Origin of the sequence: Amycolatopsis bartoniae (genome assembly GCF_014191255.1) — a bacterium.
GTDB classification, from domain to species: Bacteria; Actinomycetota; Actinomycetes; order Mycobacteriales; family Pseudonocardiaceae; genus Amycolatopsis_E; species Amycolatopsis_E bartoniae.
In genome coordinates, this window is record NZ_JACHWH010000002.1 from 344,873 (window position 1) to 368,904 (window position 24,032).

27 protein-coding genes and 1 tRNA gene are annotated in these 24,032 nt (G+C 70.2%); 13 read left to right on the top strand and 15 right to left on the bottom strand.

From position 1 onward, the window contains the following. Positions 1–68: 68 nt before the first annotated feature. From FHX82_RS13490 to FHX82_RS13525, 8 genes are all read left to right on the top strand, one after another. Positions 69–395, top strand: a complete 327-nt coding sequence (locus FHX82_RS13490) for a hypothetical protein (RefSeq protein ID WP_229880868.1) — start codon at positions 69–71, stop codon at positions 393–395. A gap of 2 nt (positions 396–397) precedes the next feature. Next, entirely contained in the window at positions 398–676 is a 279-nt protein-coding gene (locus tag FHX82_RS13495) for a hypothetical protein (protein WP_145937631.1), read from the top strand. 180 nt (positions 677–856) lie between these two features. Further along, positions 857–1,498 (top strand): hypothetical protein, encoded by a 642-nt coding sequence (locus tag FHX82_RS13500; RefSeq protein ID WP_229880870.1) that lies wholly within the window; start codon positions 857–859, stop codon positions 1,496–1,498. Positions 1,499–1,508: 10 nt separating this feature from the next. Then, the gene (locus FHX82_RS13505) at positions 1,509–2,321 is read left to right on the top strand and encodes an FtsK/SpoIIIE domain-containing protein (protein ID WP_145937630.1); all 813 of its coding nucleotides are present in this window, start codon (positions 1,509–1,511) and stop codon (positions 2,319–2,321) included. Positions 2,322–2,379: 58 nt separating this feature from the next. Then, positions 2,380–2,619 carry a hypothetical protein gene (locus tag FHX82_RS13510; RefSeq protein ID WP_221215900.1) on the top strand — a complete coding sequence of 80 codons (240 nt, stop codon included), beginning with the start codon at positions 2,380–2,382 and terminating at the stop codon, positions 2,617–2,619. Positions 2,620–2,636: 17 nt separating this feature from the next. Beyond that, positions 2,637–4,118, top strand: a complete 1,482-nt coding sequence (locus FHX82_RS13515; protein ID WP_145937629.1) for a replication initiator — start codon at positions 2,637–2,639, stop codon at positions 4,116–4,118. Positions 4,119–4,122: 4 nt separating this feature from the next. Further along, positions 4,123–4,302, top strand: a complete 180-nt coding sequence (locus tag FHX82_RS13520; protein WP_145937628.1) for a helix-turn-helix domain-containing protein — start codon at positions 4,123–4,125, stop codon at positions 4,300–4,302. Beyond that, positions 4,302–5,459 (top strand): tyrosine-type recombinase/integrase, encoded by a 1,158-nt coding sequence (locus FHX82_RS13525; protein WP_145937627.1) that lies wholly within the window; start codon positions 4,302–4,304, stop codon positions 5,457–5,459. Before FHX82_RS13520 ends, FHX82_RS13525 begins: the two co-directional genes overlap by 1 nt. A 57-nt stretch (positions 5,460–5,516) precedes the next feature. On the opposite strand, the gene FHX82_RS13530 is transcribed toward FHX82_RS13525, so the two are convergent. Next, positions 5,517–5,589: transfer RNA gene (locus tag FHX82_RS13530), tRNA-Asn, on the bottom strand. A 147-nt stretch (positions 5,590–5,736) separates the two neighbouring features. On the opposite strand from FHX82_RS13530, the gene FHX82_RS13535 reads away from it, so the two are divergent. Next, the gene (locus FHX82_RS13535) at positions 5,737–5,967 is read left to right on the top strand and encodes a hypothetical protein (RefSeq protein WP_145937626.1); all 231 of its coding nucleotides are present in this window, start codon (positions 5,737–5,739) and stop codon (positions 5,965–5,967) included. Between the two features lie 695 nt (positions 5,968–6,662). Here the strand turns inward: FHX82_RS13535 and FHX82_RS13540 are convergent. The 3 genes from FHX82_RS13540 to dnaG are packed head-to-tail and all read right to left on the bottom strand — an operon-like array spanning position 6,663 to position 9,810. Then, positions 6,663–7,403, bottom strand: a complete 741-nt coding sequence (locus FHX82_RS13540) for a trans-aconitate 2-methyltransferase (protein WP_145937625.1) — start codon at positions 7,401–7,403, stop codon at positions 6,663–6,665. Between the two features lie 15 nt (positions 7,404–7,418). Next, complete coding sequence (locus FHX82_RS13545; RefSeq protein WP_145937624.1) at positions 7,419–7,931, bottom strand: hypothetical protein; 513 nt, start codon at positions 7,929–7,931, stop codon at positions 7,419–7,421. Between the two features lies 1 nt (position 7,932). Continuing rightward, positions 7,933–9,810 carry a DNA primase gene (gene dnaG, locus FHX82_RS13550; RefSeq protein WP_145937623.1) on the bottom strand — a complete coding sequence of 626 codons (1,878 nt, stop codon included), beginning with the start codon at positions 9,808–9,810 and terminating at the stop codon, positions 7,933–7,935. Positions 9,811–9,833: 23 nt separating this feature from the next. On the opposite strand from dnaG, the gene FHX82_RS13555 reads away from it, so the two are divergent. Beyond that, on the top strand, positions 9,834–10,769 hold the full coding sequence (locus FHX82_RS13555; protein WP_145937622.1) for a sigma-70 family RNA polymerase sigma factor: 936 nt from the start codon (positions 9,834–9,836) through the stop codon (positions 10,767–10,769). Here the strand turns inward: FHX82_RS13555 and FHX82_RS13560 are convergent. Continuing rightward, the gene (locus FHX82_RS13560) at positions 10,723–11,298 is read right to left on the bottom strand and encodes a carboxymuconolactone decarboxylase family protein (protein WP_145937621.1); all 576 of its coding nucleotides are present in this window, start codon (positions 11,296–11,298) and stop codon (positions 10,723–10,725) included. The genes FHX82_RS13555 and FHX82_RS13560 overlap by 47 nt on opposite strands. A gap of 46 nt (positions 11,299–11,344) precedes the next feature. Between FHX82_RS13560 and FHX82_RS13565 the strand changes: the two genes are divergently transcribed. Beyond that, positions 11,345–12,091: an alpha/beta fold hydrolase gene (locus FHX82_RS13565; RefSeq protein ID WP_229880873.1), complete on the top strand. Its 747-nt coding sequence runs from the start codon at positions 11,345–11,347 to the stop codon at positions 12,089–12,091. On the opposite strand, the gene FHX82_RS13570 is transcribed toward FHX82_RS13565, so the two are convergent. The 9 genes from FHX82_RS13570 to FHX82_RS13610 all read right to left on the bottom strand — a co-directional run bounded on the left by FHX82_RS13570 (position 12,078) and on the right by FHX82_RS13610 (position 21,805). Continuing rightward, the gene (locus tag FHX82_RS13570; protein WP_145937619.1) at positions 12,078–13,862 is read right to left on the bottom strand and encodes a glycosyltransferase family protein; all 1,785 of its coding nucleotides are present in this window, start codon (positions 13,860–13,862) and stop codon (positions 12,078–12,080) included. The two genes, FHX82_RS13565 and FHX82_RS13570, sit on opposite strands and share 14 nt — an antisense overlap. Before the next feature lie 8 nt (positions 13,863–13,870). Further along, on the bottom strand, positions 13,871–14,980 hold the full coding sequence (locus FHX82_RS13575) for a serpin family protein (protein WP_145937618.1): 1,110 nt from the start codon (positions 14,978–14,980) through the stop codon (positions 13,871–13,873). 21 nt (positions 14,981–15,001) lie between these two features. Then, a complete protein-coding gene (locus FHX82_RS13580) occupies positions 15,002–16,261 on the bottom strand; it encodes a deoxyguanosinetriphosphate triphosphohydrolase (protein WP_145937617.1) in 1,260 nt (419 codons plus the stop codon). Between the two features lie 21 nt (positions 16,262–16,282). Beyond that, the gene (locus tag FHX82_RS13585) at positions 16,283–16,918 is read right to left on the bottom strand and encodes a YdcF family protein (RefSeq protein ID WP_145937616.1); all 636 of its coding nucleotides are present in this window, start codon (positions 16,916–16,918) and stop codon (positions 16,283–16,285) included. A gap of 11 nt (positions 16,919–16,929) precedes the next feature. Beyond that, positions 16,930–17,535 (bottom strand): response regulator transcription factor, encoded by a 606-nt coding sequence (locus tag FHX82_RS13590; protein ID WP_145937615.1) that lies wholly within the window; start codon positions 17,533–17,535, stop codon positions 16,930–16,932. Next, on the bottom strand, positions 17,532–18,686 hold the full coding sequence (locus FHX82_RS13595; protein WP_145937614.1) for a sensor histidine kinase: 1,155 nt from the start codon (positions 18,684–18,686) through the stop codon (positions 17,532–17,534). The genes FHX82_RS13590 and FHX82_RS13595 overlap by 4 nt, the downstream gene beginning before the upstream one ends. Beyond that, the gene (locus FHX82_RS13600) at positions 18,686–19,411 is read right to left on the bottom strand and encodes an ABC transporter permease (protein WP_145937613.1); all 726 of its coding nucleotides are present in this window, start codon (positions 19,409–19,411) and stop codon (positions 18,686–18,688) included. The genes FHX82_RS13595 and FHX82_RS13600 overlap by 1 nt, the downstream gene beginning before the upstream one ends. Beyond that, entirely contained in the window at positions 19,408–20,340 is a 933-nt protein-coding gene (locus FHX82_RS13605) for an ABC transporter ATP-binding protein (protein WP_145937612.1), read from the bottom strand. The genes FHX82_RS13600 and FHX82_RS13605 overlap by 4 nt, the downstream gene beginning before the upstream one ends. A gap of 76 nt (positions 20,341–20,416) precedes the next feature. Next, entirely contained in the window at positions 20,417–21,805 is a 1,389-nt protein-coding gene (locus FHX82_RS13610; RefSeq protein WP_145937611.1) for a glycine--tRNA ligase, read from the bottom strand. A 148-nt stretch (positions 21,806–21,953) separates the two neighbouring features. Here FHX82_RS13610 and FHX82_RS13615 point away from each other — a divergent pair, with 148 nt between their 5' ends. Beyond that, the gene (locus FHX82_RS13615; protein ID WP_145937610.1) at positions 21,954–22,310 is read left to right on the top strand and encodes an ArsR/SmtB family transcription factor; all 357 of its coding nucleotides are present in this window, start codon (positions 21,954–21,956) and stop codon (positions 22,308–22,310) included. Positions 22,311–22,392: 82 nt separating this feature from the next. Continuing rightward, positions 22,393–22,815 (top strand): Fur family transcriptional regulator, encoded by a 423-nt coding sequence (locus FHX82_RS13620; protein WP_145937609.1) that lies wholly within the window; start codon positions 22,393–22,395, stop codon positions 22,813–22,815. 248 nt (positions 22,816–23,063) lie between these two features. Here FHX82_RS13620 and FHX82_RS13625 read toward each other — a convergent pair whose 3' ends face one another. Further along, positions 23,064–23,786, bottom strand: a complete 723-nt coding sequence (locus tag FHX82_RS13625) for a TIGR03943 family putative permease subunit (RefSeq protein ID WP_145937608.1) — start codon at positions 23,784–23,786, stop codon at positions 23,064–23,066. Positions 23,787–24,032: the final 246 nt, after the last annotated feature.

The window sequence follows — 24,032 nt, forward strand, 5'->3', positions numbered from 1 at the left end:
CTACCGCGATACACCGCGCGGGCGCCTGAACCGAGTAACTGCCTTGGAGGCCAGTAGAGATGCGATTGATGATCGACACTTCGCAGGTGACGTTCACGGTGGGCCGTGAGGCTCAGCCGAAGACCGACCAGAACGGCGTGCAGCGAGTCGAGCGCAGCACCAACATTCCCATGTGGTCCGTGCAACTGGTTGCCATGGACAACGGCGGGGCTGAGGTGATCACCGTGACCGTGGCGGCTCCGCAGCCGCCGAAGGTCGCGATTGGTTCCCTTGTCACCCCGGTGGAGTTGCAGGCGATTCCGTGGGCACAGAACGGCCGCAACGGTGTGGCTTTCCGCGCTACCGACATCAAGGCTGCCCCCGGCTCGAAGTCCGGTTCTTCGGCGGGAGCATGACGATGAACAACCCTGAACGTCCTGATACTCAACGACTTTGGGAGACGTATCGACGGTTCGCCGTCGTTCGCTTGGCAATCAACATGCGTTGCAAGGACAAGGCAGAAGCCTGGCTGTGCTCGAAATCCCTGCCACAGTCCGATCGTGATCGGCTGTGGAATGAGTACGAAGCGCTGTGCCGCGAGTACGACATCATCGACGCCAAGGTTTGCGTCGCACGGGCGCGCTACATCGTGGCCCGACACGGTCTGAACGAGTCAGACATCTTCGAAGCTCAGTAACGCATCCGAGGAAGCACGGGGACCGGTCTGGTTCTTGGCGGTTCCTGCCCGGACCCCGTGCCTCTCGGCACAACTCGCCCTGGAGGTGCGAGAGTCGTGGCCAAGTCTATTCGCCGTCCGCGTGGGGCGCGACGGCTCGACGTGATGGAAGTGTGGCACACCCCGAAGCACTCGTGGGTCGTGCTCGTCGTCGGCGTCCTCGTGCGCTGGCGTGCCGAGATCCTGATTGTCTCGCTCGTTGTGACTGCCAGGATCTGGCTCGGACACGAGGTCGGCCCAGTCGTCGCGTGGCTGATCTTCGGCGGCGTGACCGTCGTGATCGTGGTGATTCCGCCTTCGCGGCGGTTCGTCTACGGGCGGTTCTGGTGCATCGTTGACCGGCACCGGTTGCGAACCTGCCTGCGACAGGCACGGGCGCGCACGATGAACCTGGACGGCGCCTTGCCGTTCATGCTGTGGGCCCGGCCGACCAAGACCGGCGAACGCGTCTGGCTGTGGACGCGTGCCGGTTCCTCGTCCGGGGACATCGAAGAGGCGCTGGAGTACATCGCTCCGGCCTGCTTTGCCCGTGACGCCCGCCTGCACAAGGTGCGCAAGCTCTCGACCCTGTTCGCGGTCGATGTCATCCGACGCGACCCGCTCGACAAGTCGACTCCGCTGGACTCGCCGCTGGGCAAGCTCGGCTCGCTGTTGGGTGCTCGTGTCCAGGAGAACGCGGAGCCGATTACCGGCGCCACGGTTACGCCCTTGCCGGTCAAGGAGAAGAAGACCGAACGTCCGGCCGTGGTCAACGGCGACGACTTGTCCGACTACATCGACTGAGGAATGCGTGATGTCGAAGAAGGACACGATTCCCGTCGCTGGCCTGTCCATCTACGATCCCGTGCACCTCGGCATCTACGAGGACGGGCACGGCGTCGATATCGAACTCATCTGGCGGAACATCTTGCTCGCCGGGGAACCGGGCGCGGGCAAGTCCGTCGGGCTGAACAACATCGTCGCGCACGGGGCACTGTCCCCGAACCTGTCGCTGTGGCTGTTCGACGGCAAGCAAGTCGAACTCGGCCTGTGGCGCGACGTGGCCGACCTGTTCGTGGGCCCGGATATCGAAGCCGCGTTGCTGGCGCTGGAGCGGTTGCAGGCGGAGATGGACCGCCGGTACCGGGAACTCGACCGTGTGCGGCGCCGCAAGATCGACCGCCGCGACCCGATCGACGTGATCATGCTCGTCATCGACGAGCTTGCCCTGTTCTCCGCCACGATGGGCAGCAAGGACCAGCAGGACACCTTCGTCCGGCTGCTGCGTGACCTCGTAGCACGCGGCCGCGCTGCCGGAGTCATCGTCGTAGCGGCGACACAGCGGCCGTCCGCCGACATCATCCCGACCTCACTGCGGGACCTGTTCGGCTACCGCCTGGCCTACCGCTGCACCACCGACTCGTCGTCGGACATCATCCTCGGCCGTGGCTGGGCCAGTCAGGGCTACGACGCCTCCACCATCGCACCGGAGGAACGCGGCGTCGCGCTGCTCCTGGCCGAAGGCGGCACGCCTCGGCGCATGAAGACCGCGTATCTCACTGATGCGCAGATCTATTCGCTTGTGGATTACGCGCAACGGTTACGCAGCAAGAAAACCGTCGCCTGATCCACCATTACCGTATTCGTCTCACAGGAGCGGACTGTCCACAGTGCTCACCCCCACCATGCCCATCTCGACCAGCCCGGATCACGTCTGGGTGTTCGTCTCAGCCCCCGGCGGCGCGGTCGACGTGGTTCGGCTCGCACACGCGCCGGGCTCTCCGCGGTTCGTCGGGCTGCCCATCGAAGCCTTCGACCCGTCGGCGTTGCTGCCCACCTACAACCCGACGGGCGAACTCGTGAACGGCTTCCGCTGGGCCACCACCGCCGACATCGACACCTACGCCTACTTGTTCACCGCCTGACAATGACCGTCTCGACCATGACTCCCAGCCCCACCACCAAAACCGTGGTGGGGCTGGGAGCCGTTGCCGAGCTTGTCTCCCGCGCCTCCCAGCCGGACTACCGGTGGTGGCTAGCGCACGTCATGCCCGCCGCTGCCTGCTCCCGGCCCGTGCGGCTACGGCTGGAAGCGACCTGGGACGACGGCACCACCGAGCAACCGACCGACGACATGCCGGACGGGCTGCTGTACGTCGCCTGCAAGAACCGCCGTGCCTCCGTCTGCCCGGCCTGCGCGGAGACCTACCGAGCGGACACGTACCAGCTCGTCAAGGCCGGGCTCGTCGGCGGCAAGGGCGTACCCGACACCGTGACCGAGCACCCGTGCTTCTTCGTCACCCTCACCGCACCCGCGTTCGGCACCGTGCACGCCCGCGTGGTCGGCTCGAACGGGGTCCGCCCCTGCCGCCCTCGTCGATACGCGCCACTGTGCCCGCACGGCCGCTCGACCGAATGCCGGGAGCGGCACACCGAGGACGACCCGCGTGTCGGGGAACCGTTGTGCCGGGACTGCTACGACTACGACGCGCAAGCCGTGTGGAACTTCCACGTCGGGGAGCTGTGGCGGCGCACCACGATCACGCTGAACCGGCTTCTCGCTTCCGCTGCCAAGGCCCGGGGCGTTCGGGTGCGGCTCTCGTACGCAAAGGTGGCCGAATACCAGCGGCGCGGGACCGTGCACTTCCACGCCCTGATCCGGCTCGATGGCGTCGACCCGGAAGACCGGGATAGCATCGTGGCGCCGGATGTTTCGATCACGCCGGAGCTGCTGAGCAGCCACATCGCCACCGCTGCGACCCTCACGCGCTTCACCACGGCGTCCCACCCCCGGCATCGCACCGGCTGGACCCTGACCTGGGGCAAGCAGACCGACATCCGCCGGGTCCACCTCAATGCCGGTGATCACGACGACCACGGCGTACTCACCTCGACTGCCGTCGCGGCGTATCTCGCCAAGTACGCCACCAAAGCCACCGAAGAAGCCGGGCTCGTGTCCCGGCGGCTTACCGACCGGACCGCGAGCATCTACGCCGACCAGGACACGCACCAGGCCCGACAGCTCGTCGCCTGCTGGTACCTCGGCAAGCGCCCCTTCTACTACACCTCCGAAGCCCAGCGGAAAGCCTGGGATGAGGGCTGGGGCCGCCTCCAGAAATGGGCACACATGCTCGGCTTCGGCGGCCACTTCTCCACCAAAAGCCGCCGCTACTCCACGACGCTCGGCGCACTCCGAGCGGTCCGCCGGGCCTTCCAACGAGGCGAGCACCCCGAGGACACCCCGCCGGCCGACCTCGACCAGCTCGGGGATCAAGCCGAAGTGACCCTGGATTGGATCTTCGACGGCGTCGGCTGGTTGACCATCGGTGACGCCGCCCTGGCGAACACGGCTGCAGCCAAGGCGCGAGAACGGCGGCGCGTCGCACGAGAAGAAATCGAAGCAACCGACCGAGGAAGGATGTGAACCAGTGGAACCCATTTTGCTCCGTGTCGACGAAGCCGCCCGCCTGCTCGGGATCGGCCGGACACGCGTCTACGACTTGATTCGGCTGGACTTGCTCCAGTCGGTCAAGGTCTTCGGCGCACGACGGATTCCGCGCACGGCGATCGACGCCTACGTGGAGTCCCTTATAGACAAGGCTGCGTGATGACCAAGCGTGCGGCCAACGGCATGGGAACGATCGTGCAGCGCAAGGACGGCCGCTATCACGCGGCTGTCTACGTGCTCGCGGTCGACGGCACACGCGAGCGGAAGTACGTCTACGGCAAGACCTGGGAGGAGGCGAACGAGAAGCGAATCGAGCTGCTGGACAACAACCGCAAGGGGCTGCCGTCCATCTCGTCGTCAATGAAGCTGAGCGATTACCTCGACTACTGGTTGGACAATGTGGTCCAGGTCGAGCGCGGGCCATCTACCTACTCGGGTTACGAGGTGGTGATCCGGCGGTTCATCAAGCCCAAGCTCGGCAGCAAGAAGCTCAACGCGCTGACACCGGCGGACGTGCGGAAGTTCTTGGCGCAGCTACGCAAGGCAAAGACAGTGCACGGTAAGGATCTCTCGGCGCGCTACGTCCAGAACATCTTCGAGGTCCTGCGCGGTGCGTTGAACAACGCCGTCCGGGAGGAGCTGATCGGCCGGAACGTCACCACGCTGGTGAAAGCCCCTTCGCGTGATCACTTCGAGGTACGCCCGATGTCGGAGACCGACGCTCGGCGCTTCCTGCGGTACGTCGCGACGCACTGGCTGTATGCGCTCTGGCTCGTGCTGATCACGACCGGTCTGCGAAAGGGTGAAGTGCTGGGACTGGCGTGGTCCGACATCAACCTGATGACGGGCGAGGTCCGCGTCAGGCGCACGGTCCAGCGGGTGCGCGGGAGGCTCATCTTCGGCCAGCCGAAGACGAAGCGCTCACGCCGGGAGGTCTACCTGCCGGAGGTCTGCTTGGTCGCGCTGCGTGCGCACCGGACATCGACGGCAGAGCGGATGTCCGTCCACCAGAACCCGGCACCGGGGCAGCCGGACGACCTGGTGTTCATCACCCGAACGGGGAGGGTGATTGAGCCTCGGAATGTCAACACGATGCTCGACCGCGTGTTGAAGAACGCCAAGATCGATCGCAACCGGGTACATGACCTGCGCCACACCTGCGCGACGCTGCTGCTCCTGGACGGAGCGACCATCCGTGAGGTCATGGAGCTGCTCGGCCACGCGTCCATCTCGACGACGGCCGACATTTACGGGCACGTGCTCGACGAGGCGAAGCGACGACTGGCCCAGCAGATGAACCGGCTGGCTGAGAACTGATGTCAGCCGTAGATGTAAACAAGGCCCTGGATGATCTCCAGGGCCTTGTTTCCGCTGCTCCCCCGGTTGGACTCGAACCAACAACCCTTCGGTTAACAGCCGAATGCTCTGCCAGTTGAGCTACAGGGGAACGTTCGGTGCCAGTCCGGATCGCTCCGGGCCAACGGGGAGAAACTTTAGCGCACCCCTGATCGCGCTCTGCAAGCACCCCCGGCATCAGGTGGCGCGCTGGGGGACAATGGCTCCCACGGGCCGAACAACCAGAGGAGGCGGAGACGTGAAGGTTTTCCTGCTCGGCGCGGCCGTCGGATACGTGCTCGGGGCGAAGGCGGGCCGGGCGCGCTACGACCAGATCGTGCGCACGTACCGTAAGGTCGCCGACCACCCGATGGTCCAGGGCGCGGCGGGCGTCGCGCGCGCCAAGGTCGGCGAGAAGGTCGGAGACAAGGTGCCGTTCTTCCGGCCGCAGGGCCGCAACGGGCACCGCGTCGGCGTGACGCGGGACTGAACGATCGGCGCGCTCCGGCAACGGCGCCGGGGCGCGTGCCGACAATCGGCTGTCAGACGTTCGACGGAGCACGAGGGCGTGGACGTGCCCATCAGGCGTGTGCGCTGCGCGAGAAACCCCGCGAAGAGGGATGTACTAGCGGAGCTCGAATTTCACCGTGTCGTGCGCCTGCACCGAGGGAACAACCTGAGTTCCGCGATGGGACACAGTAATGGAGTAGGTCGGCAAATCGTCTGGCACGCCCGGTACCTCGAAGAGCATGGAACACGCAGCTATGTAGTAGGTGGCGGTGGTGTCGCCGGGAAGTGTGATCGAGGTCCGCTTGGCCTGGCCGGAAGTGATGCTCCCGGTGGCGACGACGCGCCCCCGAGGGTCTGCCACTGTCACGGCGGTTCCGGACGCCATGTCCGAGTAACCACCGGAGCCCCGGCACCCGCTGCCAAGGTCGGAAATGCCCCCGGTGAGGTGTTGTTCATGACCACCTCACCGCGAAGGGTGAATGTCTTCACAGGCGCCGGCGTGGCAGTGGCGCACCCGGCAGCGAGTAGTACGGTCCCTCCCGCGACGATTCGGCGGATCACCTCGCTCAACCCCTCACAGTCGGCTCCCTCGGGAGTCGTACACCTGGAAATATGTGTTACAAGCGTGTCGACGGACGTCACGCAACGTCTCCAGGTCATGCGCAAAGCAGCCTGCTACACCTGCGCCACCGCGAAGACCCTGCGGAACGGGAACCACACCGTCCCGTCCCCGCGAGCCGGGTACGCCTCGCGTAGCCGGGGCGCCAGCGCGGAACGGAACTCCGCCCACTCCCCGTCCGAGAGGGCCGCGCGAACCGGCCGCAGCGCCGTCCCCGTGATCCACTCCAGCACCGCGTCCTGGCCCGTCAGGCGTTGCACGTACGTCGTCTCCCAGGCGTCCACCTGACAGCCCGCGTCGGCGAACAGCGTGGCGTACTCCGACGGCGTGGCAACCGTCTCCAGGCCCCTCAGCGTCACCCCCCACTGCCCCGCCAGGTCGCGCGCCAGCACGTGCGACGGGGAGTCGAAGTTGCCCGGCACCTGCATCGCCAGCCAGGCGCCCGGCGGCAGCTCCCCCACCCACCGCCGCAGGAGCCGCACATGCTCCGGGACCCACTGCAGCACCGCGTTGGTCACCACGACGTCCGTGTCCGGCGCCGGCTTCCAGTCCTGCACGTCCAGCACCTCGGCGGCGATCCCGGCCTGGCGAGCCGCGGCGACCATCTCCGGTGAGCTGTCCACGGCTTCCAGAACCGCCGACGGCCAGCGCGACCGGAGCGACACCGTCAGGTTCCCCGGCCCACAACCCAGATCCACCACGCGGCGCGGCGAGACCGCACCCACCCGCGCCACGAGATCGAAGAACGGGCGTCCTCGCAGGTCGGCGTAGTCGAGGTACTTCGCGGGATCCCACACAGTACGAGCGTACTGCTACACCTCCGGCGGTGCCAGCTTCTCCGCGGCTTCCCGGGCGATCGCGGCCACCACCTCGGCGTCCACCCCCGGGTCCGGCCGGACCTGCAGCACACTGCCGTCCCGCCCGGGCACCTTGCGCTGCACGAACCACACCCCGCCGCCGGTCAGCTCCTGCCGGTGCCGCCCACGAATGGAGCTGTCCACCCGCTGCCGGATCAGCACAGGCACGCGCCCCGGCTTCGGCAGCTCGAAACGCACCGGCGGACGGTCCTCCAGCAGCACCGCCCCACCCGCCGTGCCGGTCTCCGCCGCTTCGACGAGCGTCAGCACCCCCGCGTCCCAGACCGCCTTGCTGATCAGGTGCCAGCCGACCCGGCGCCCGTCGGGCAGCCACAGGCCCAGCTCGGTGACCACGAGATGCCCACCGGAGCCGACCGGAGCCACGCCGAGCGCGTTCTCCGCGGGCGCGAGCGTGCCCGGAAACCCCTCCGGCAACCGGTCGCCGAACAGCCGCCGCAGCAAGGCCACCTCAGTCCATCCCGCCGATCGCCTGCTGGCGCAACGCCTTCCGGTACTCCTCCAGCGCCACGAGGTCGCCGAACAACGCCCGGTACTCCTCCTCGGCGTCCACAGGGGACAGTCGCTGCAGGCGCGACTTGATCTCGCCGATCTGCCTGCCGACGAGGTTCTCCTGTACCGCCGCGATCATGCTGCCGATGTAGCGGACGTCGGCCTCGGTCTTCGCGTGCAACGGTTCCACCGCCAGCTCCGACAGCAGCGTCCGCACCGTGCCGGGCGGCAGGTTCGCGCTCGCCGCGTCGAGCAGGGCCGGGCCCGCCAGCCCGCAGCTCGCCCCGCCCGCCTTCAGCACCGCACGGTGCACCGCCACGTACGCCGGGTGGGTGAACGCCTCCTCGGGCAGCGCGTCGTACTCCGGGCCCGCCAGCGCGGGCTCCTGCAGCGCCGCCTTGAGCACCTCGCGCTGCGCCATCAGCCGCGGGTCCTTCGGCGACGGCCGCTGGACGTCCTCCGGTGCGGCCGCGGCCGCCGGTGCCCGCCGCTCGGGCTTGGCGGGCGCACCGGCCGCGCCCCGCACGCGGCGCACCACCATGTCCGCGTCCTGCCAGCCGACCCACCACGCCAGCTTCGTCGCGTAGCCGTCGCGCTTGGCCCTGTCCTTGATCTGCGCCACCAGCGGTACCGTGCGCTGCAGCGCCGCGACCTGCCCGTCGACGGAGTCGAGATCGTACTCGGCGAGCATGCTGCGGATCGCGAACTCGAACAGCGGGATCCGTCGCGCCACCAGGTCCCGCACCGCCGCGTCGCCCTTCTCCAGCCGCAGCTCACACGGGTCCATGCCGTCCGGCGCGACCGCGATGTACGTCTGGCCCGCGAACGTCTGGTCGCCCTCGAACGCCTTGAGCGCGGCCTTCTGGCCCGCCTGGTCACCGTCGAAGGTGAAGATCACCTCGCCGCGGAACGCGTCGTCGTCCATCAGCAGGCGGCGCAGCACCTTCATGTGCTCCTCGCCGAACGCCGTGCCCGACGACGCCACCGCCGTCGGCACGCCCGCGGCGTGCATGGCCATCACGTCGGTGTAGCCCTCGACCACGACGACCTGGTGCCGCTTGGCGATCTCGCGCTTGGCGAGGTCGAGCCCGAACAGCACCTGCGACTTCTTGTAGATCGGGCTCTCGCTGGTGTTGAGGTACTTCGCCTGTATCGGGTCGTCGTCGAACAGCCGGCGTGCGCCGAACCCGACGACGTCACCGGACAGGTCCCTGATCGGCCACACGAGCCTGCGGTGGAACCGGTCGATCGGCCCCTGCCTGCCCTCGCGCACCAGCTGCGCCTTGAGCAGCTCCGACAGCTCGAACCCGCGGTTGAGCAGGTGCTTCGTCAGCTTGTCCCAGCCCGACGGGGCGAACCCGCAGCCGAAGCGCTGCGCCGCGGCCTCGTCGAAACCGCGCTCGCGCAGGTACTTGCGGGCCAGCTCGGCCTCGGGCGTGCGCAGCTGCTCGGTGTAGAACTCCGCCGCCGCCTTGTGCGCCTCCACCATCCGGGTGCGCGTGCCGCGGTCGCGCTGGACGCTGGCGCCGCCACCCTCGTAGGTGAGCCGGAACCCGACGCGGTCGGCGAGCCGCTCGACGGCCTCGACGAACGGGAGGTGGTCGATCTTCATCAGGAACTTGATGACGTCGCCGCCCTCACCACAGCCGAAGCAGTGGAACGTGCCGTGCGTGGGCCGCACGTTGAACGACGGCGTCTTCTCGTCGTGGAACGGGCACAGGCCCTTGAGCGCCCCGCCGCCGGCGTTGCGCAGGGCCACGTACTCGCCCACCACCTCGTCGATCCGGTTGCGGTCGCGAACCTCCGCTATGTCTGCTTCCCGGATTCGACCTGCCACGGGTCGAGGATACTGTCTCGGTCATGGGGCTGGCTGAGGAGTTCACCGGGCACCGCGCCCACCTGGTCGCGGTGGCCTACCGGCTCACCGGATCGGTGGCCGACGCCGAGGACGCCGTGCAGGAGGCGTGGCTGCGGCTCGCGGGCCTCGGCGAGGAGAAGCAGGCCGGAATCCGCGACCTCAGGGGCTGGCTCACCACCGTGGTCGGCCGCATCTGCCTCGACCGGTTGCGCTCGGCCGCGGTGCAGCGTGAACGGTACGTCGGCCAGTGGCTGCCCGAGCCCATCGTCACCCCGTTGGGTGGGAAGCAGGCCGAGGACCCGCTGGACGCCGCCGTGCGTGACGAAGGGTTGCGCATGGCCGCGATGGTCGTGCTCGACAAGCTCACGCCGGAGCAGCGCGTCGCGTTCGTGCTGCACGACGCGTTCTCGGTGCCCTTCGCGGAGATCGCGGACATCCTCGGCACGACGGCGGAGGCGGCGCGGCAGAGCGCCTCGCGTGGGCGGCGTGCCGTGAAGGACGCGGAACCGCCGCCGCGGGCGAGCCTCGCCGAGCAGCAGGAGGTGCTCGACCGGTTCCTCACGGCACTGCTCGCCGGCGACGTGGCGGGCATGACCGCGGTGCTGCACCCCGACGCGACCTTCGTCGGCGATTCCGGCGGCAAGACCCGCACCGCGCGGCAGGTCATCGTGGGCGGCGACAAGATCGCCCGGTTCTTCCGCGGCCTGGTGGAGATGTTCCGGCCGGAGGCGTTCTGGACCGGGCGGCCGGTGCTGGTCAACGGGGACCTGGGCGTCTACGTGCCGCCCACCCAGGTCCCCGGCGGCCGCCCGCTCGACGCGCACCTGCAGACCATGGCGATCCGCGACGGGCTGATCGTCGCGGTCTACGACGTGGCGAACCCGGACAAGCTCACGCGGCTCCCGGCAGCGGAACCCGGCACGCCTCCCCCGACGTGAACCCCTGCTCGGGAATGCCGAGCGCGCTGTTGAGCCTGCCCCGCAGGTTCTCCAGCGCGATCTGGTAGCTCAGCTCGACCACGCCCTTGCGGCCGAACTCGCGTTCCAGCTCCGCGACCTGCTCGTCGGTGACCGTCACCGGGCTCTCGGTCATCGCGTCGGCGTACGCGAGCGCGAGGCGCTCCTGCCTGCTGAACAGCGGCGAGGTGGCGTACTCGTCGATGTGCTTGAGCCGTTCGATGTCGAGCCCGTCGTGCTTCTGCAGCATGGTGCCGAAGTCGACGCACCACGAGCAGGCGAGCCGCACGGCGACGCGGTAGCTCGCGATCTGCCGGACGTTGACGGGCAGCGTCCGAGACGCCTTCTCCACGGCCAGCTCGTGCACGGCGCCCGCGGCGAGCAGCCCGGTGTGGCGGGCGATCACCGCGAACGGCTCGGGAACGGCGCCGTAGCGGCGGCGGGCGATGCGGTAGATGAGCCGCGTGAACAGGTTCGCGTCCTTTGTGGACAGGACGGGGATGCGGGACATGGTCTCCTCCTTCTCTCCCCCTCAGGACGAGCTAGCCTCGGATCCCGTGACAGGACGCTTCCAGGGCCGCGACGGGACCGAGCTCGCCTACCGGGAGGTCGGACGCGGACGACCGGTCGTGCTGATCCACGGCTACTTCTCCACCGCGCAGGTCAACTGGCTCACCTACGGGCACGCCGCGAAGCTCGCCGAGCGGGGGCGGCGCGTGATCATGCCGGACCTCCGGGCGCACGGCGACAGCGCGAAGCCGCACGACCCCGCCGCCTACCCGCCGGACGTCCTCGCCGACGACGCGTTCGCGCTGCTGGAGCACCTCGGCCTCGACGAGTACGACCTGGGCGGCTACTCGCTCGGCGCCCGGACCGTGGTGCGGATGCTCGTGCGTGGCGCGACGCCAGGACGTGCCGTGGTGGCGGGCACCGGCCTGGAGGGCATCACCGAAACCCGTGGAAGTGGCGAGCACTTCCGGCGCATCCTCACTGGGCTCGGCACGTTCGAGCGCGGCTCCGCCGAGTGGAAGGCGGAGCGGTTCCTGCGGTCGACCGGCGGGGACCCGGTGGCGCTGCGGCACGTGCTGGACACCTTCGTCGACACCCCGCCCGAGGAGCTGCGCCGCCTCGGGACGCCGGTGCTCGTGCTCGTCGGCGACCGCGACGACGGTCAGCGCAGCGCCGACCGGCTCGCCGAACTGCTGCCGAAAGCGGAGTTCGCCCGGGTGCCCGGCGACCACATGAGCGCCGTCGCCGGGCAGGAGCTCGGGACCGCGATCGCGGACTACCTCACGCGGCCGTGAGCTGCCGCACGTCCCACAGCCACACCCCGTCCACGTAACGCGCGGGGGTGCGCAGCAGCTGCTCGACCGTCGCCTGCAGCGACTGCTGGTTGTTGCCCGGCGCGAGGACCACGACGTCGGCGTGCCAGTAACGCAGGTCGGCCAGGGTCTCGGCGCGCTGGGCGTCGGTCACCTCCGGCACGTCGCCCGTCTCCCGGACGTCGTTGAGCAGCGTCGCCGTGAAGCGGTCGGGCGCGCCGTAGCGGCCTCGCTTGTCGTGCGGCCCGTTCGGCCCGACGAAGTAGCCGTCCGCCAGCGGGAACCCGACGTCGGCCGCCACCTGCCAGTGCAGCGCCCGCGCGTCACCGGTGTTGGGCAGCGGCACGGTGACCACCGAACCCGAGGTGACGTACTGGCGCCACGTGCCGTCCGAGAAGAACGCGGGCGTCGCCGGTCTGGTGCTGGCCTGCAACGGCGTCGGCGCGATGGGCAGCAGCACGGCCACCAGCGCGCCGAGCCACAGCCAGCGCAGCGGCAGCTCCCGGTCGCGGAACGACGGCGCCGCCTGGAACACCTTGTCGGTGGCGATCGCGAGCAGCGCGGCGACCGCCGGGATGCACGCCATGGCCAGCCGCGACTCCAGCAGCGAGTCGAACAGCGGCAGGTCCGCCAGCAGCTTCCACGGCCCCGGGATGCCGGTGTCCTTGTGCGCCACCGTGATCGAGACGCCGAGGGAGAGCCAGGCCAGCACGAACATCGAGATCGCGACCGCGCGGGCGAACACGTTCCGCCACAGCCAGATGGTCAGGACCACCATGAACACGACCAGCGGCCAGCCGAAGAACGCGTTCTCCTCGGTGCGGTTCATGGACACGTCCGCGGCCGCGTCCGCCTGCCCCGCGATCGACTCCGTCGCGAAGCGCGTGAACGCCGCCGTGTCGTTGCCGACCGGGCCGTGTTCGAGCGTGCGGTAGCTCTGCGGGCCCAGGAACTGCCACCACAGCGGGAAGATGACGATCGCGAGCGCGAGCACGCCGGCGATGGCGAGGCCGATGACCATCGGCTTGATCATGGCGACGGCCTCGCGCCAGCGCGACGCGGCGTAGGCGATGGCGAACACCACGAAGCCGAGCATGGTGATGAGGAGCGGTTCCTCGCCGAGGAACACCTGGTAGGCCAGCAGCGCGCCGAGGATCAGCCCGTCGCGCACCGGCCGGGCACCCTGCGCGAGCCTGATCAGCCGCAGCACGATGAACGGCAGCAGGAAGAGCACGACGAAGTTCGGGTGCGCGTTGCCGTGCGAGATCATCGGCGGCGCGAACCCGCAGAACGCCCCGCCGATCGCGGCCGCGAGCCGCGAGCCCACCAGGTTCCGCGAGAACACCCAGTACCAGGCGAAAGCCGTGCCGGACAGGCCGCCGGTGAGCGCGATCGCCCAGGTGACGGTGGGCCCGAACAACATCGTGACGGGCGAGAGCGGGATGCTCAGGCCCAGCATGGCCGTGTTGGCCATCATGTTCACGCCGTCGGGGTAGTTCTGCAGCACCGACTCCAGCGGGTTCTGCCAGTGCCACACCGACTGGGCCGTGGTCTCGAAGAACCACTCCCACATGTTCTGGTCCTGGGCGCTGTTGTACAGGTAGCCGCTGCCGAGGTTCACCCACAGCCCGGCGTAGATGACGAACGCGGCCAGCACGAAGAACAGTGCGGCGATCGAGTCGGCGCGGGTCCACCGCCGCCGTCGGGATTCCTCCACCTGCACCGTCCCCGGCGACTCCAGCAACGCGGTCACTTCTTACCTCACGGTTCGACAACGCGGGCGAAAAAGTAGACCACACCCGTCGCGGCGTGCCGCACGAGGAGCAGGAAAGGCCGGTCCACGACCACGTCGACGGGGTCGGCGGGCGTGATCATGGCCAGCGCGCGCATCATCACGGCGGTGGCCGCGGCACCCTCCAGGCCCTGCTCGTCGAGCCGCAGGACGGCCTCGTGCAGCACCTCGCCGACGTACAGCCGCGGATCCGGGGACAGCGGCGTGAAGTCGGCGCGAGGCGTGAACATGGTCCGCACCCCGAGCCCGGCGAGGGCGGGCTTGAGCGCGGCGCGCTGCCTGAGCTTCACCTTCGGCAGCGCCAGCCGGACCTGCCGCTTGCGCGGCGCGCGCACCAGCGCAGCGAGCGCGTTGTCGTCCATTGTGGACTCCGCCGCGGCGAGATCCCCGTCCGGCAGCAGGACCGTGGCGGTGACCCCGCCCGCGGCGGGCAGCTCGACGACCTGCCAGCCGTCTCGCGCGGCGTAACCGAGCGACTCCGACAGGTGCATGGTGGGCACGCAGCGGACGCCGGAGGGACTGCGGAAGTCCGCGTCCTCGGTGCGCTCCTCCGGAAACCGGTGGCGCCAGGCGACCTTGAGGTACACCGCGTTGACCAGGCTCGCGACGGTGTCCGGGCGGACGGTGCCGGGCGCGAGCAGCTCCGGGATCAGGTCGTGGGTGGTCTCCGCCACATCGGAGTTGATCGCTTGCCGTGCCGCCTCCGGGTTCTCCTGGAACGGCGTGGTGCGGACGCGGCCGTTCGGCCAGGCCGCCAGGTCGCCGAGGAAGTCCTGGTTGAGCGCGAAGTGGTCGCCCGTCCACAACGTGTTGGCGACCTCGAGAACGGGCGCCTCCCCCCGGCCGCCCTCGTCGAGCGTGGCGGCGGTGCGCAGCAGCTCCGCCTGCTTCGCGACGTCCGCGGCGCCGCCGGCCAGCAGTGCTGCCAGCTCCTCGGACGCCGCTCCGCGCGCCGCCTGGCTGGTCAGGCCCAGCGCGCTGGCGACGGAGTAGGGCGAGAAGCACGAGTCGCCAGCACCGGCCACAGCGCGGTGCAGCGCGAAGCAGAATCGCAGGTGATCGAGTTCCGGGTTGCCCATCGCTTCGACGCTACCGGATTTTCACTGCCGTCCGGTGTGCCAGGCGTGCCAGGCGTGTGCCTGGGCGTCGGTGAGGGAGGCCACCTGGTCGACCACCACCCGCAGCCGGGCGGCGTCGTCCGCCGCGGCGTGCCAGGCCGGGTGGAAGACGCTGTCCAGCGACTCCGGCGCGCGGCGCGCCAGCAGCTCCACCAGCTCGGTGATCGTCTGCCGCTGCCCCTCCTGCATCGCCAGCCGCCGGGGGTCGCTCATCACGTACCGCAGCGCGAGCGCCTTCAGCAGCGCCACCTCGGCCCCCACCTGCTCGGGCACTTCGAGGTCCGCGGCGTAGCGCGTCAGCGGCCCCTCGCCGTACCGGGCACGCGTGGTGGTGACCGCCGCCGCGGCGAACCGGCCCACCAGCTCGCTCGTGACGCGTTTCAGCGCGACCTGCGCGGCGAACGGCGAGACCGACCCCTTCGCCAGCTCCGCCACCGCCGGCAACGTCAGCAGCTCACGCGCGGCACTTTCCAGCGCCGACACCGACAACGGCGAGAAGTGCTTCGCCGCCAGTTCGGCCACCGCCGCGCGCTCCTCCGGGACGGCGAGCGCGGACAGCGAGAGGCGCCCGGCGAGCATCCCGTCCTCGACGTCGTGCACCGAGTACGCCACGTCGTCCGACCAGTCCATGATCTGCGCTTCGAGACACCGCCGCCCCTCCGGCGCGCCCTCGCGCATCCACGTGAAGATGCCCAGGTCGTCCGCGTACACACCGAACTTGACCTGCCCGGCGCGACGGGGCCAGGGGTACTTCGTGGCCGCGTCGACGCACGCGCGCGTCAGGTTCAGCCCCACCGGCTCCAGCTTCGGCTCCAGCCGGGTGAGGATGCGCAGCGTCTGCGCGTTGCCCTCGAACCCGCCGCATGGCTGCGCGACCGCGTCGAGCGCCTGCTCCCCGTTGTGCCCGAACGGCGGATGCCCGATGTCGTGCGCCAGCCCCGCGGTGTCCACCAGGTCCGGGTCGGCGCCCAGCTCCTCGGCGATCCCCCGGCCGATCTGCGCGACCTCCAGCGAATGCGTGAGCCGCGTGCGCGGCACGCCGCTGATCTCCGTGCCCTCCCCCGGCCCGACCACCTGCGTCTTGCCCGCCAGCCGACGCAGCGCCGCGGAATGCAGCACGCGCGCCCTGTCGCGGGCGAAGTCACTGCGCCCGTCCGGGCGCGAGCCGGGCAGCGCGGCGCTCTTCGGCGGCTCCGGCAACCGCCGCTCGCGGTCGTGGTCGGTGTACACGGGACCCACCATAGGAGCGACCACCGACACTTTTCAGCCCAAGCCCGTCCCGCCGATGTCGTCGGCCGGAGTTTTCGTCAGCAGGTAGAACAGCAGCGCGCCGGTTTCGCGGAAGATGTAGAGCCCCTGCGTCTCGCGGGTCTGCACGATCGGCCCGCTGTGCGTCGGCGAGGTCCACGACTCGATGCCCACGTCGTCGGCCATCGTCCTGGCGCGCAGCGAGTGCCACGGGTCGCTCACCAGCACCGCCGTGTGCCAGCCGTGCTTCGCCACCTCGGTCGCGACCGCGCGCAGGCTGCCCAGCGTGTCGCGGCCCTCCCCCACCGGCAGCGTGCTCGCCCGCGGCACACCCTGCTCCACCAGCCACTGCGCGCCCGCGGAAGCCTCGGTGTACTCGTCCCCGGCGCGGTTGCCGCCCGCGGTGACGATCACCTTCGCGACGCCGTCCTCGTACAGCTGCTGGGCATGCTTCAGGCGGGCCTGGAAGATCGGCGACGGCTTCCCGTTGTACTGCGCCGCGCCCAGCACGATGATCACGTCGGCGTGGTCGCGGTCGTCGACCCGCGCGACCTGCCACACGCGGAACGCCGTACCGCCGATCGCCAGCACCACCACCAGCACGGTCCCGAACAGGGCCCGGCGCACCCAGCTGGCGGCAGACGGCTTCATCGGCGCCATTCTCACAGCCACCCGTTCTGCTCCGCGAGCCGGACCGCCTCCGCGCGCGTCCGGGCGCCGGTCTTGCCGATCGCGGCCGACAGGTGGTTGCGGACGGTGCCTTCGGACAGGTGCAGCCGCTTCGCCACGTCGGACACTGTGCCCCCGTCACTGGCCGCCCGCAGCACCTCGTGCTCGCGTGCCGTCAGCGGGCTCGGCCCGGTGGCCAGCGACTCGGCGGCCAGCGCGGGATCCACCACGCGCAGCCCGGCGGAGACCCGCCGCACCGCGTCCACCAGCTGTTCCGGCGGCGCGTCCTTCACCAGGAACCCGGCCGCGCCCGCGGCCATCGCCCGCGCCAGGTAGCCGGGCCGGCCGAACGTCGTGCACACGATGATCCGGCAGGCGGGCAGCGCGGCGTGCAGCTCGGCGGCGGCGGTCAGCCCGTCCTTGCCGGGCATCTGCACGTCCAGCAGCGCCACGTCCGGGCCGCACTCCTTCGCCGCGGGAAGCACCTCGTCGCCCGAGCCCACCTGCGCGACCACCTCGATGTCCGCTTCCAGGCTCAGCACGGTGGCCAGCGCGCCGCGCACCATCGCCTGGTCGTCGGCGAGCAGCACCCGGATCACGAGGCCACCTCGGCCCGCAGCACGAACCCACCGTCCACACGCGACTCGGTGTGCAGCTTCCCGCCGAGCTGCGCGAGCCGCTCGGCCAGACCGCACAACCCGTTGCCGCGCAAGCCTTCCGGCGCTCCCACGCCGTCGTCGGAGATGTCGAGCCAGTCCCGCCCGAACCGCACCTTCACGTGCTTCGCCCCCGAATGCCGCAGCACGTTCGTGACCGCCTCCCGCAGCACGTACCCGAACGCCTGCTGCAGGTCCGGCCGCACGTTGTCCACCGCGTGCGGCAGGTCGGCCTCGATCTCCGCCGCCCGCAACGCCGCCCTGGCGCCCACCAGCTCCGCCGACAACGACACCTCGCGGTACTCCGACACCGTCGCCCGCACGTCCGACAACGCGCTCCTCGACAGACCCTCGACCTCGGCGATCTCGGTGATCGCCCGCTCGGGCTGCCCGCTTTCCAGCATCCGCCGCGCCAGCCCGGCCTTCACGGTGATCGTGGTGAGGCTGTGCCCGAGGATGTCGTGCAGGTCCCGCGCCAGGCGTTCGCGTTCCGCCGTGACCGCGAGCGTGGCGATCTCGTCGCGCGCCGCCCGCAGCGTCCGGACGGTGAAGAGCAGGCGGCCCACGAAGAACATCGAGGCGGAGATGCCCAGCAGCGCCCACACGTCGCTGAACGAGCCGTGGTTGCCCACGTGCCGCCACTCCAGCACGGCCAGCGCGACCAGGGACGCGCCGTTGAACCCCAGCACCCAGCCGGGTGCCAGGCCGAACGAGATCACGCCGATCGAGTAGAGCAGCAGATACACCTCGCTGTTCGGCAGCAGCAGGAAGACCGCCCAACCCAGCGCCAGCATGAGCGCGCAGAAGGCCACCTTCCGCCACAGCGGGACCGCGCCGAACAACACCAGCTGGAACAGGAGGTAGCCGGTGCAGTAGAGCGCCACCACGACCAGCAGCGCCACCGCGGCGGCGACCGGCGTGCCCGGAGCGAACGCGTACCGCAGGGACGGAAGCACGACCGGCAGCAGGAACAGGCTTCCGGCCACCCACCAGCGGGCGGTGAACCGCCACGCCCGGTGGGCGCGGCCGGTGGTGTCCTCCCGCCACCAGCCGCCCCACTCCGGTCCGCGCTCCCGCACGACGTTCTCCCTCATCAGACTCGCGCCGAGTCCTTACGGTAGCGCCGCACCACCGCGATCCCGAGGACCACCGTCCACGCCCCGAGCACCAGCACGTCCTTGCCCAGCCCGGTGCTCAGGTCCGCCGTCACCGCGCCGCGCCCCACCTGGCCCAGCCAGTAGCTCGGCAGCACGTGCGCGAACTTCAGCAGCCAGTCCGGCATCGTGTCGATCGGGATGAAGATCCCGCCGAGCAGGGCCATCGGCAGCATCACCAGCTGCGTGATCGGCTGGACCGAGTCCGCCGTGCCGACCTGTCCGATCAGGAGCCCGATGAGCGCGAACGGGATCGCCGCGAGCCACACCCCCAGTGAGGCCCGGAGCCAGTTCCCGCCGTCGAGCGAGACCCCCTCGACCACCACCGCGACCAGCGGCACGAGCAGCGCCGGCGCGAGCGCCATCGCCATGCCCGCGGTGGCCTTGGCGGTCAGGTAACCCGCACCGGACAACGGGGTGAGCCGCAGCTGCCGCTGCCAGCCCGACGCCCGCTCCAGCGCCACGCGCGTGCCGGTGAACAGGGCCGACGCCATGACACCGAACGAGGTCATGCTCACCATCAGCACGGCCTTGGTGTCCTGGTCCTTCGCGAAGATCCCCACGTACAGCAGGAAAAGCACCACCGGGAAGCCCACGGTGAAGATCAGGAACCGCGGCGAGCGCAGGATGCGGCGGATCTCCAGCAGCAGGAACTTCGGGCTCATGACTCCTCCTCGGAGGTCAGCGAGAGGAACGCGCCTTCGAGACCGATCGCGGCGATCTCGATGTCGTGCGCGGCGGGGAAGGCGGCGAGCAGCGCGCGCAGGGTCGCGTCGGAGTCCTTGCTGGACAAGGCGATCCGCTGCCCGCGCAGCTGGTACTCGGTGACGCCGGGCAGATCCGCGACGGCGGCCTCCGTCGCGCCGGGCACGACCGCGCGCAGCGTCCGGCCGCCGGCGAGCGCCCGCACCTGCGCGACGGACCCGTCGGCGACGACGTGCCCGGCCCGCATCAGCACGACCCGGTCGGCGAACTCCTCGGCCTCCTCCAGGTAGTGCGTCGCGAACACGACAGTGCGCCCGGAGTCGGTGAAGGTCTGCATGGCGCGCCAGAACTCGCGGCGGCTGCCGACGTCCATCGCCGCGGTGGGCTCGTCCAGCAGCAGCACGTCCGGATCGGACACGAGCGCCACGGCGAACCGCGCACGCTGCTTCTGGCCGCCGGAAAGCTTGCTGCCGCGGCGGTTCGCGAGGTCCTCGATCCCGGCGCGCGCGAGCGCCTCGCCGACCGGCATGGGGTTGCGGTGCAGCGACGCGACCATGGCGACCATCTCGCCGACGGTGGCGTCTTCGAGGAGCGCGCCGCCCTGCAGCATCGCGCCGATGGCACCGGCCTTCACGGCGTCGGCGGGCGCGGCACCGAAGACGGTCACGCTGCCCGCGTCGGGCATGGTCAGGCCCAGGATCATGTCGACGGTGGTGGACTTCCCGGCACCGTTCGGGCCGAGCAGCGCCACCACCTCGCCGGGCGCGATCGTGAGGTCGACACCGTCGACGGCACGCACCTCACCGTAGGACTTCCGCAGGCCGGACAGCCGCACCGCGGCCCCGGCCGTGACAGCCGCGTCGCGCGGCGGGGAGCTGGTTCCGTTCATGTCCCCGACTCTGCCGCCGGGAACGCCTGTGCGGGCAGGCCGCTCGTCACGACCTGCCCGTGACAGGTGTCAGGGGTCAGCAGCCGAGCAGGCGCGCGGCCAGGTAACCCTCGACCTGGTCCAGCGCCACGCGCTCCTGCGTCATCGAGTCGCGCTCGCGCACGGTGACCGCCTGGTCCTCCAGCGAGTCGAAGTCGACGGTGATGCAGAACGGCGTGCCGATCTCGTCCTGGCGGCGGTAGCGGCGGCCGATGGCGCCCGCGTCGTCGAACTCGACGTTCCAGTTCTTGCGCAGCTGCGCGGCGAGGTCCCTGGCCTTCGGCGTCAGGTCGGAGTTGCGCGACAGCGGCAGCACCGCGGCCTTGACCGGCGCCAGGCGGCGGTCCAGTCGCAGCACGGTGCGCTTGTCGATGCCGCCCTTGGCGTTGGGCGCCTCGTCCTCGGCGTACGCGTCGAGCAGGAACGCCATCATCGGGCGGCCGACACCGGCGGCCGGCTCGATGACGAACGGCCGGTAGCGGGCGCCGGTGGTCTGGTCGAAGAACGACAGGTCCACGCCGGAGTGGTTCGAGTGGGTGGTGAGGTCGAAGTCGGTGCGGTTCGCGATGCCTTCGAGCTCACCCCACTCCTGTCCCGAGGAGAACTGGAAGCGGTACTCGATGTCGACGGTCCGCTTCGAGTAGTGGGACAGCTTCTCCTTCGGGTGCTCGTAGTGGCGCAGGTTGTCGGACTTGATTCCGAGGTCGGTGTACCACTCGGTGCGCAGGTCGATCCAGTACTGGTGCCAGCGCTCGTCCTCGCCCGGCTCGACGAAGAACTCCATCTCCATCTGCTCGAACTCGCGGGTGCGGAAGATGAAGTTGCCCGGCGTGATCTCGTTGCGGAAGGACTTGCCGATCTGGCCGATGCCGAACGGCGGCTTCTTGCGCGACGTGGTCTGCACGTTGAGGAAGTTGACGAAGATGCCCTGCGCGGTCTCCGGGCGGAGGTAGTGCAGGCCCTCCTCGCTCTCGACGGGGCCGAGGAAGGTCTTGAGCAGCCCGTTGAAGCTGCGGGGCTCGGTGTACTGGCCGCGGGTGCCGCAGTTGGGGCACGGCACCTCGGACAGGTCGCCCTCGGCCGGCTGCTTGCCGGTGCGCTCGGCGAACTCCTCCTGCAGGTGGTCGGAGCGGAAGCGGCGGTGGCAGGACAGGCACTCGACCAGCGGGTCGACGAACGCCTCGACGTGACCGGACGCCTCCCACACCTTCCGGGGCAGGATGACCGCCGAGTCGAGGCCGACGACGTCCTCGCGGCTCTGCACCATGGTCTTCCACCACTGGCGCTTGATGTTCTCCTTGAGCTCCACGCCGAGCGGCCCGTAGTCCCACGCAGACCGGGTACCGCCGTAGATCTCCCCGCTGGGGAAGACGAAGCCACGGCGCTTGCACAAGCTGACTACGGTCTCAATCGTGTTGGCGGGCACTCCACGCTCTCCCAAGGCCTGCGGGATGGTTTCGTCCAGGGTATCCGGCGGGTCCGGTTGCTCCGCGAGGGGCTTGACAGACCGGCTGGGCAGGCGATAGCGCCCACTAGGATGGGGGGACACCCCATTCGACAGGCTGGAGATCGACATGACCGCGGCGAGCCAGGTGCCGGGCGAGGTCCACTCGGACGGGCCCGCCAGGCCGCGCACCGCGGTGCCGTCGCCGGGGGCGCTGAGCGGGGCCGGTGAGCTGCTGCGCGCACTCGCCGCGCCGGTGCGCATCGCGATCGTGCTGCAGCTGCGGGACGCCGAGCGGTGCGTGCACGAGCTGGTGGACGCGCTGGACGTGGCGCAGCCCCTGATCAGCCAGCACCTGCGCGTGCTCAAGGCGGCGGGGGTGGTGCACGGGGAGCGCCGGGGCCGCGAGGTCGTGTACCGGCTCGTGGACGATCATCTGGCACACATCGTGGTGGACGCGGTCGCACACGTGCAGGAGGGTTCATGAGCGAGCTTGCGAGCGAATCATCCGGCATCATGCCGGCCAATGACACTGCCGCGGCTTGCCGCGCCGTTGAAAGTAGGGCCGCATGAGCAGGCTGGCGCCCGTGCCGGGCCGTCGGTCCACGAAGCAGCGGGCCGCGGTGGTGGAGCTGCTGGCGGAGGTCGACGATTTCCGTTCGGCCCAGGAGCTGCACGACGAGCTGCGCAAACGCGGCGACGGCATCGGGCTGACGACGGTGTACCGGACGCTGCAGTCGCTGTCGGAGGCCGGTGAGATCGACGTACTGCGCACCGACACCGGGGAGGCGATCTACCGGCGGTGTTCCGCGCACCACCACCATCACCTGGTGTGCCGCCACTGCGGCCGCACGGTCGAGGTCGAGGGCCCGGCGGTGGAGCGCTGGGCGGAGAAGATCGCAAGCGGGCACGGGTTCACGGAGATCACCCACACGATCGAGATCGTCGGCACCTGTGCCGACTGCGCGGCCCGGCTGGCTCAGTCTTCGTAGGGGTCGGGTTCGGGGGGTCTGGTTGCCCGCCGGGGTTGCACACGGGTCTCGCGGGCTGCTTCGTCCTCGATTGCCCGCCGCACCCTGCTGGGGTCAGGGCTGGTCCGGACGTCTCGCCTCGGCACGACGGAACACTTTCGCCGAACTCCACGGCCCACTTGGCGGGGTCGGAGCCGTGGCGGCTGGGGCTCATTGGCGTGGTGCTGCTGGTTGAGCCGCGCTCGGCGTCACTGTTTCGGCCGCGCGTCTCAGTCCTCGTAGGGGTCGGGCGGCTGGGTGATCCGGTCGACGGCGGTGACCGTGAGGTCGGGCGTGTAGCGGTTGGCGCTGCTGGCGGTGCCGGGCACGGCCTGTCCCGTGACGCGGAGCCAGGTGTCGTCGGGGTAGGCGGGCGTGGCGGGCCCGGTCAGCCGGACGGTGAGCGGGTAGGCGTCGGCGGCGCAGCAGGTGATGACCATGCGCGCGAGGAGGATAGAACCGTGGGCGTGGGTCACGAACCCGGTCAGCTGGACTGTTTTGCCGTTGAGCGAGCCGCCGGAGTCCCAGCCCGCCCTGGTGACGAATTCGGTCAGTGACAAGGGCACCACGGCTCCCCCGGGCAACGGCGGAAAGGCGGCGGAAGCCGGTGCGGGCGCGCGGGCCTCGGTGCGCGCGACGGAGTCCGCCCCGAGCGCCGGTGGCGCGACGAGGAACACCGCCAGCACCGGCAGGAGCAACAGCCACGCCGAGCGGGCGGGGTGGTGGTGCCCGTGGTGCGCTGTGTTGGCCTCGAGCCCGGCGGGCTGACGGGCGTGGGCACGAATGTCGCGGAGGATGGCCACCGCACCGAGGGCCACCATCACCCCTCCCCCGGCCAGCACCCACGGCAGTTGCGCGGGTTTGACGTACTGCAGGTAGTCGCCCGTGATGCCGATCTTCAGCAACGCCCCGCCGAGCAGGACGAGCAGGATGTTCTGGGTCTCGCGCCTCATGGGCGACCGCCGTGGTCGAAGCCGGCGGTCGTGGTCTCGCGCATGGGCCGCACGACGCCGCCGGGCAGGGGCTTCCCGGGTGCGCGCCTCACCGGCCCCCACCCTGCCCCGAATCGACGGCCGCCCAGCAGCGCCCCGCCGAGCGGGGAGGTTTCCTGTTCCACACTCGCCCGGCGACCGCCGTGTTCGGAACCGATGACTGCCGCCCAGCGCCTATTCAGCACCGCCCCGCGCTGGAGGCCGCCG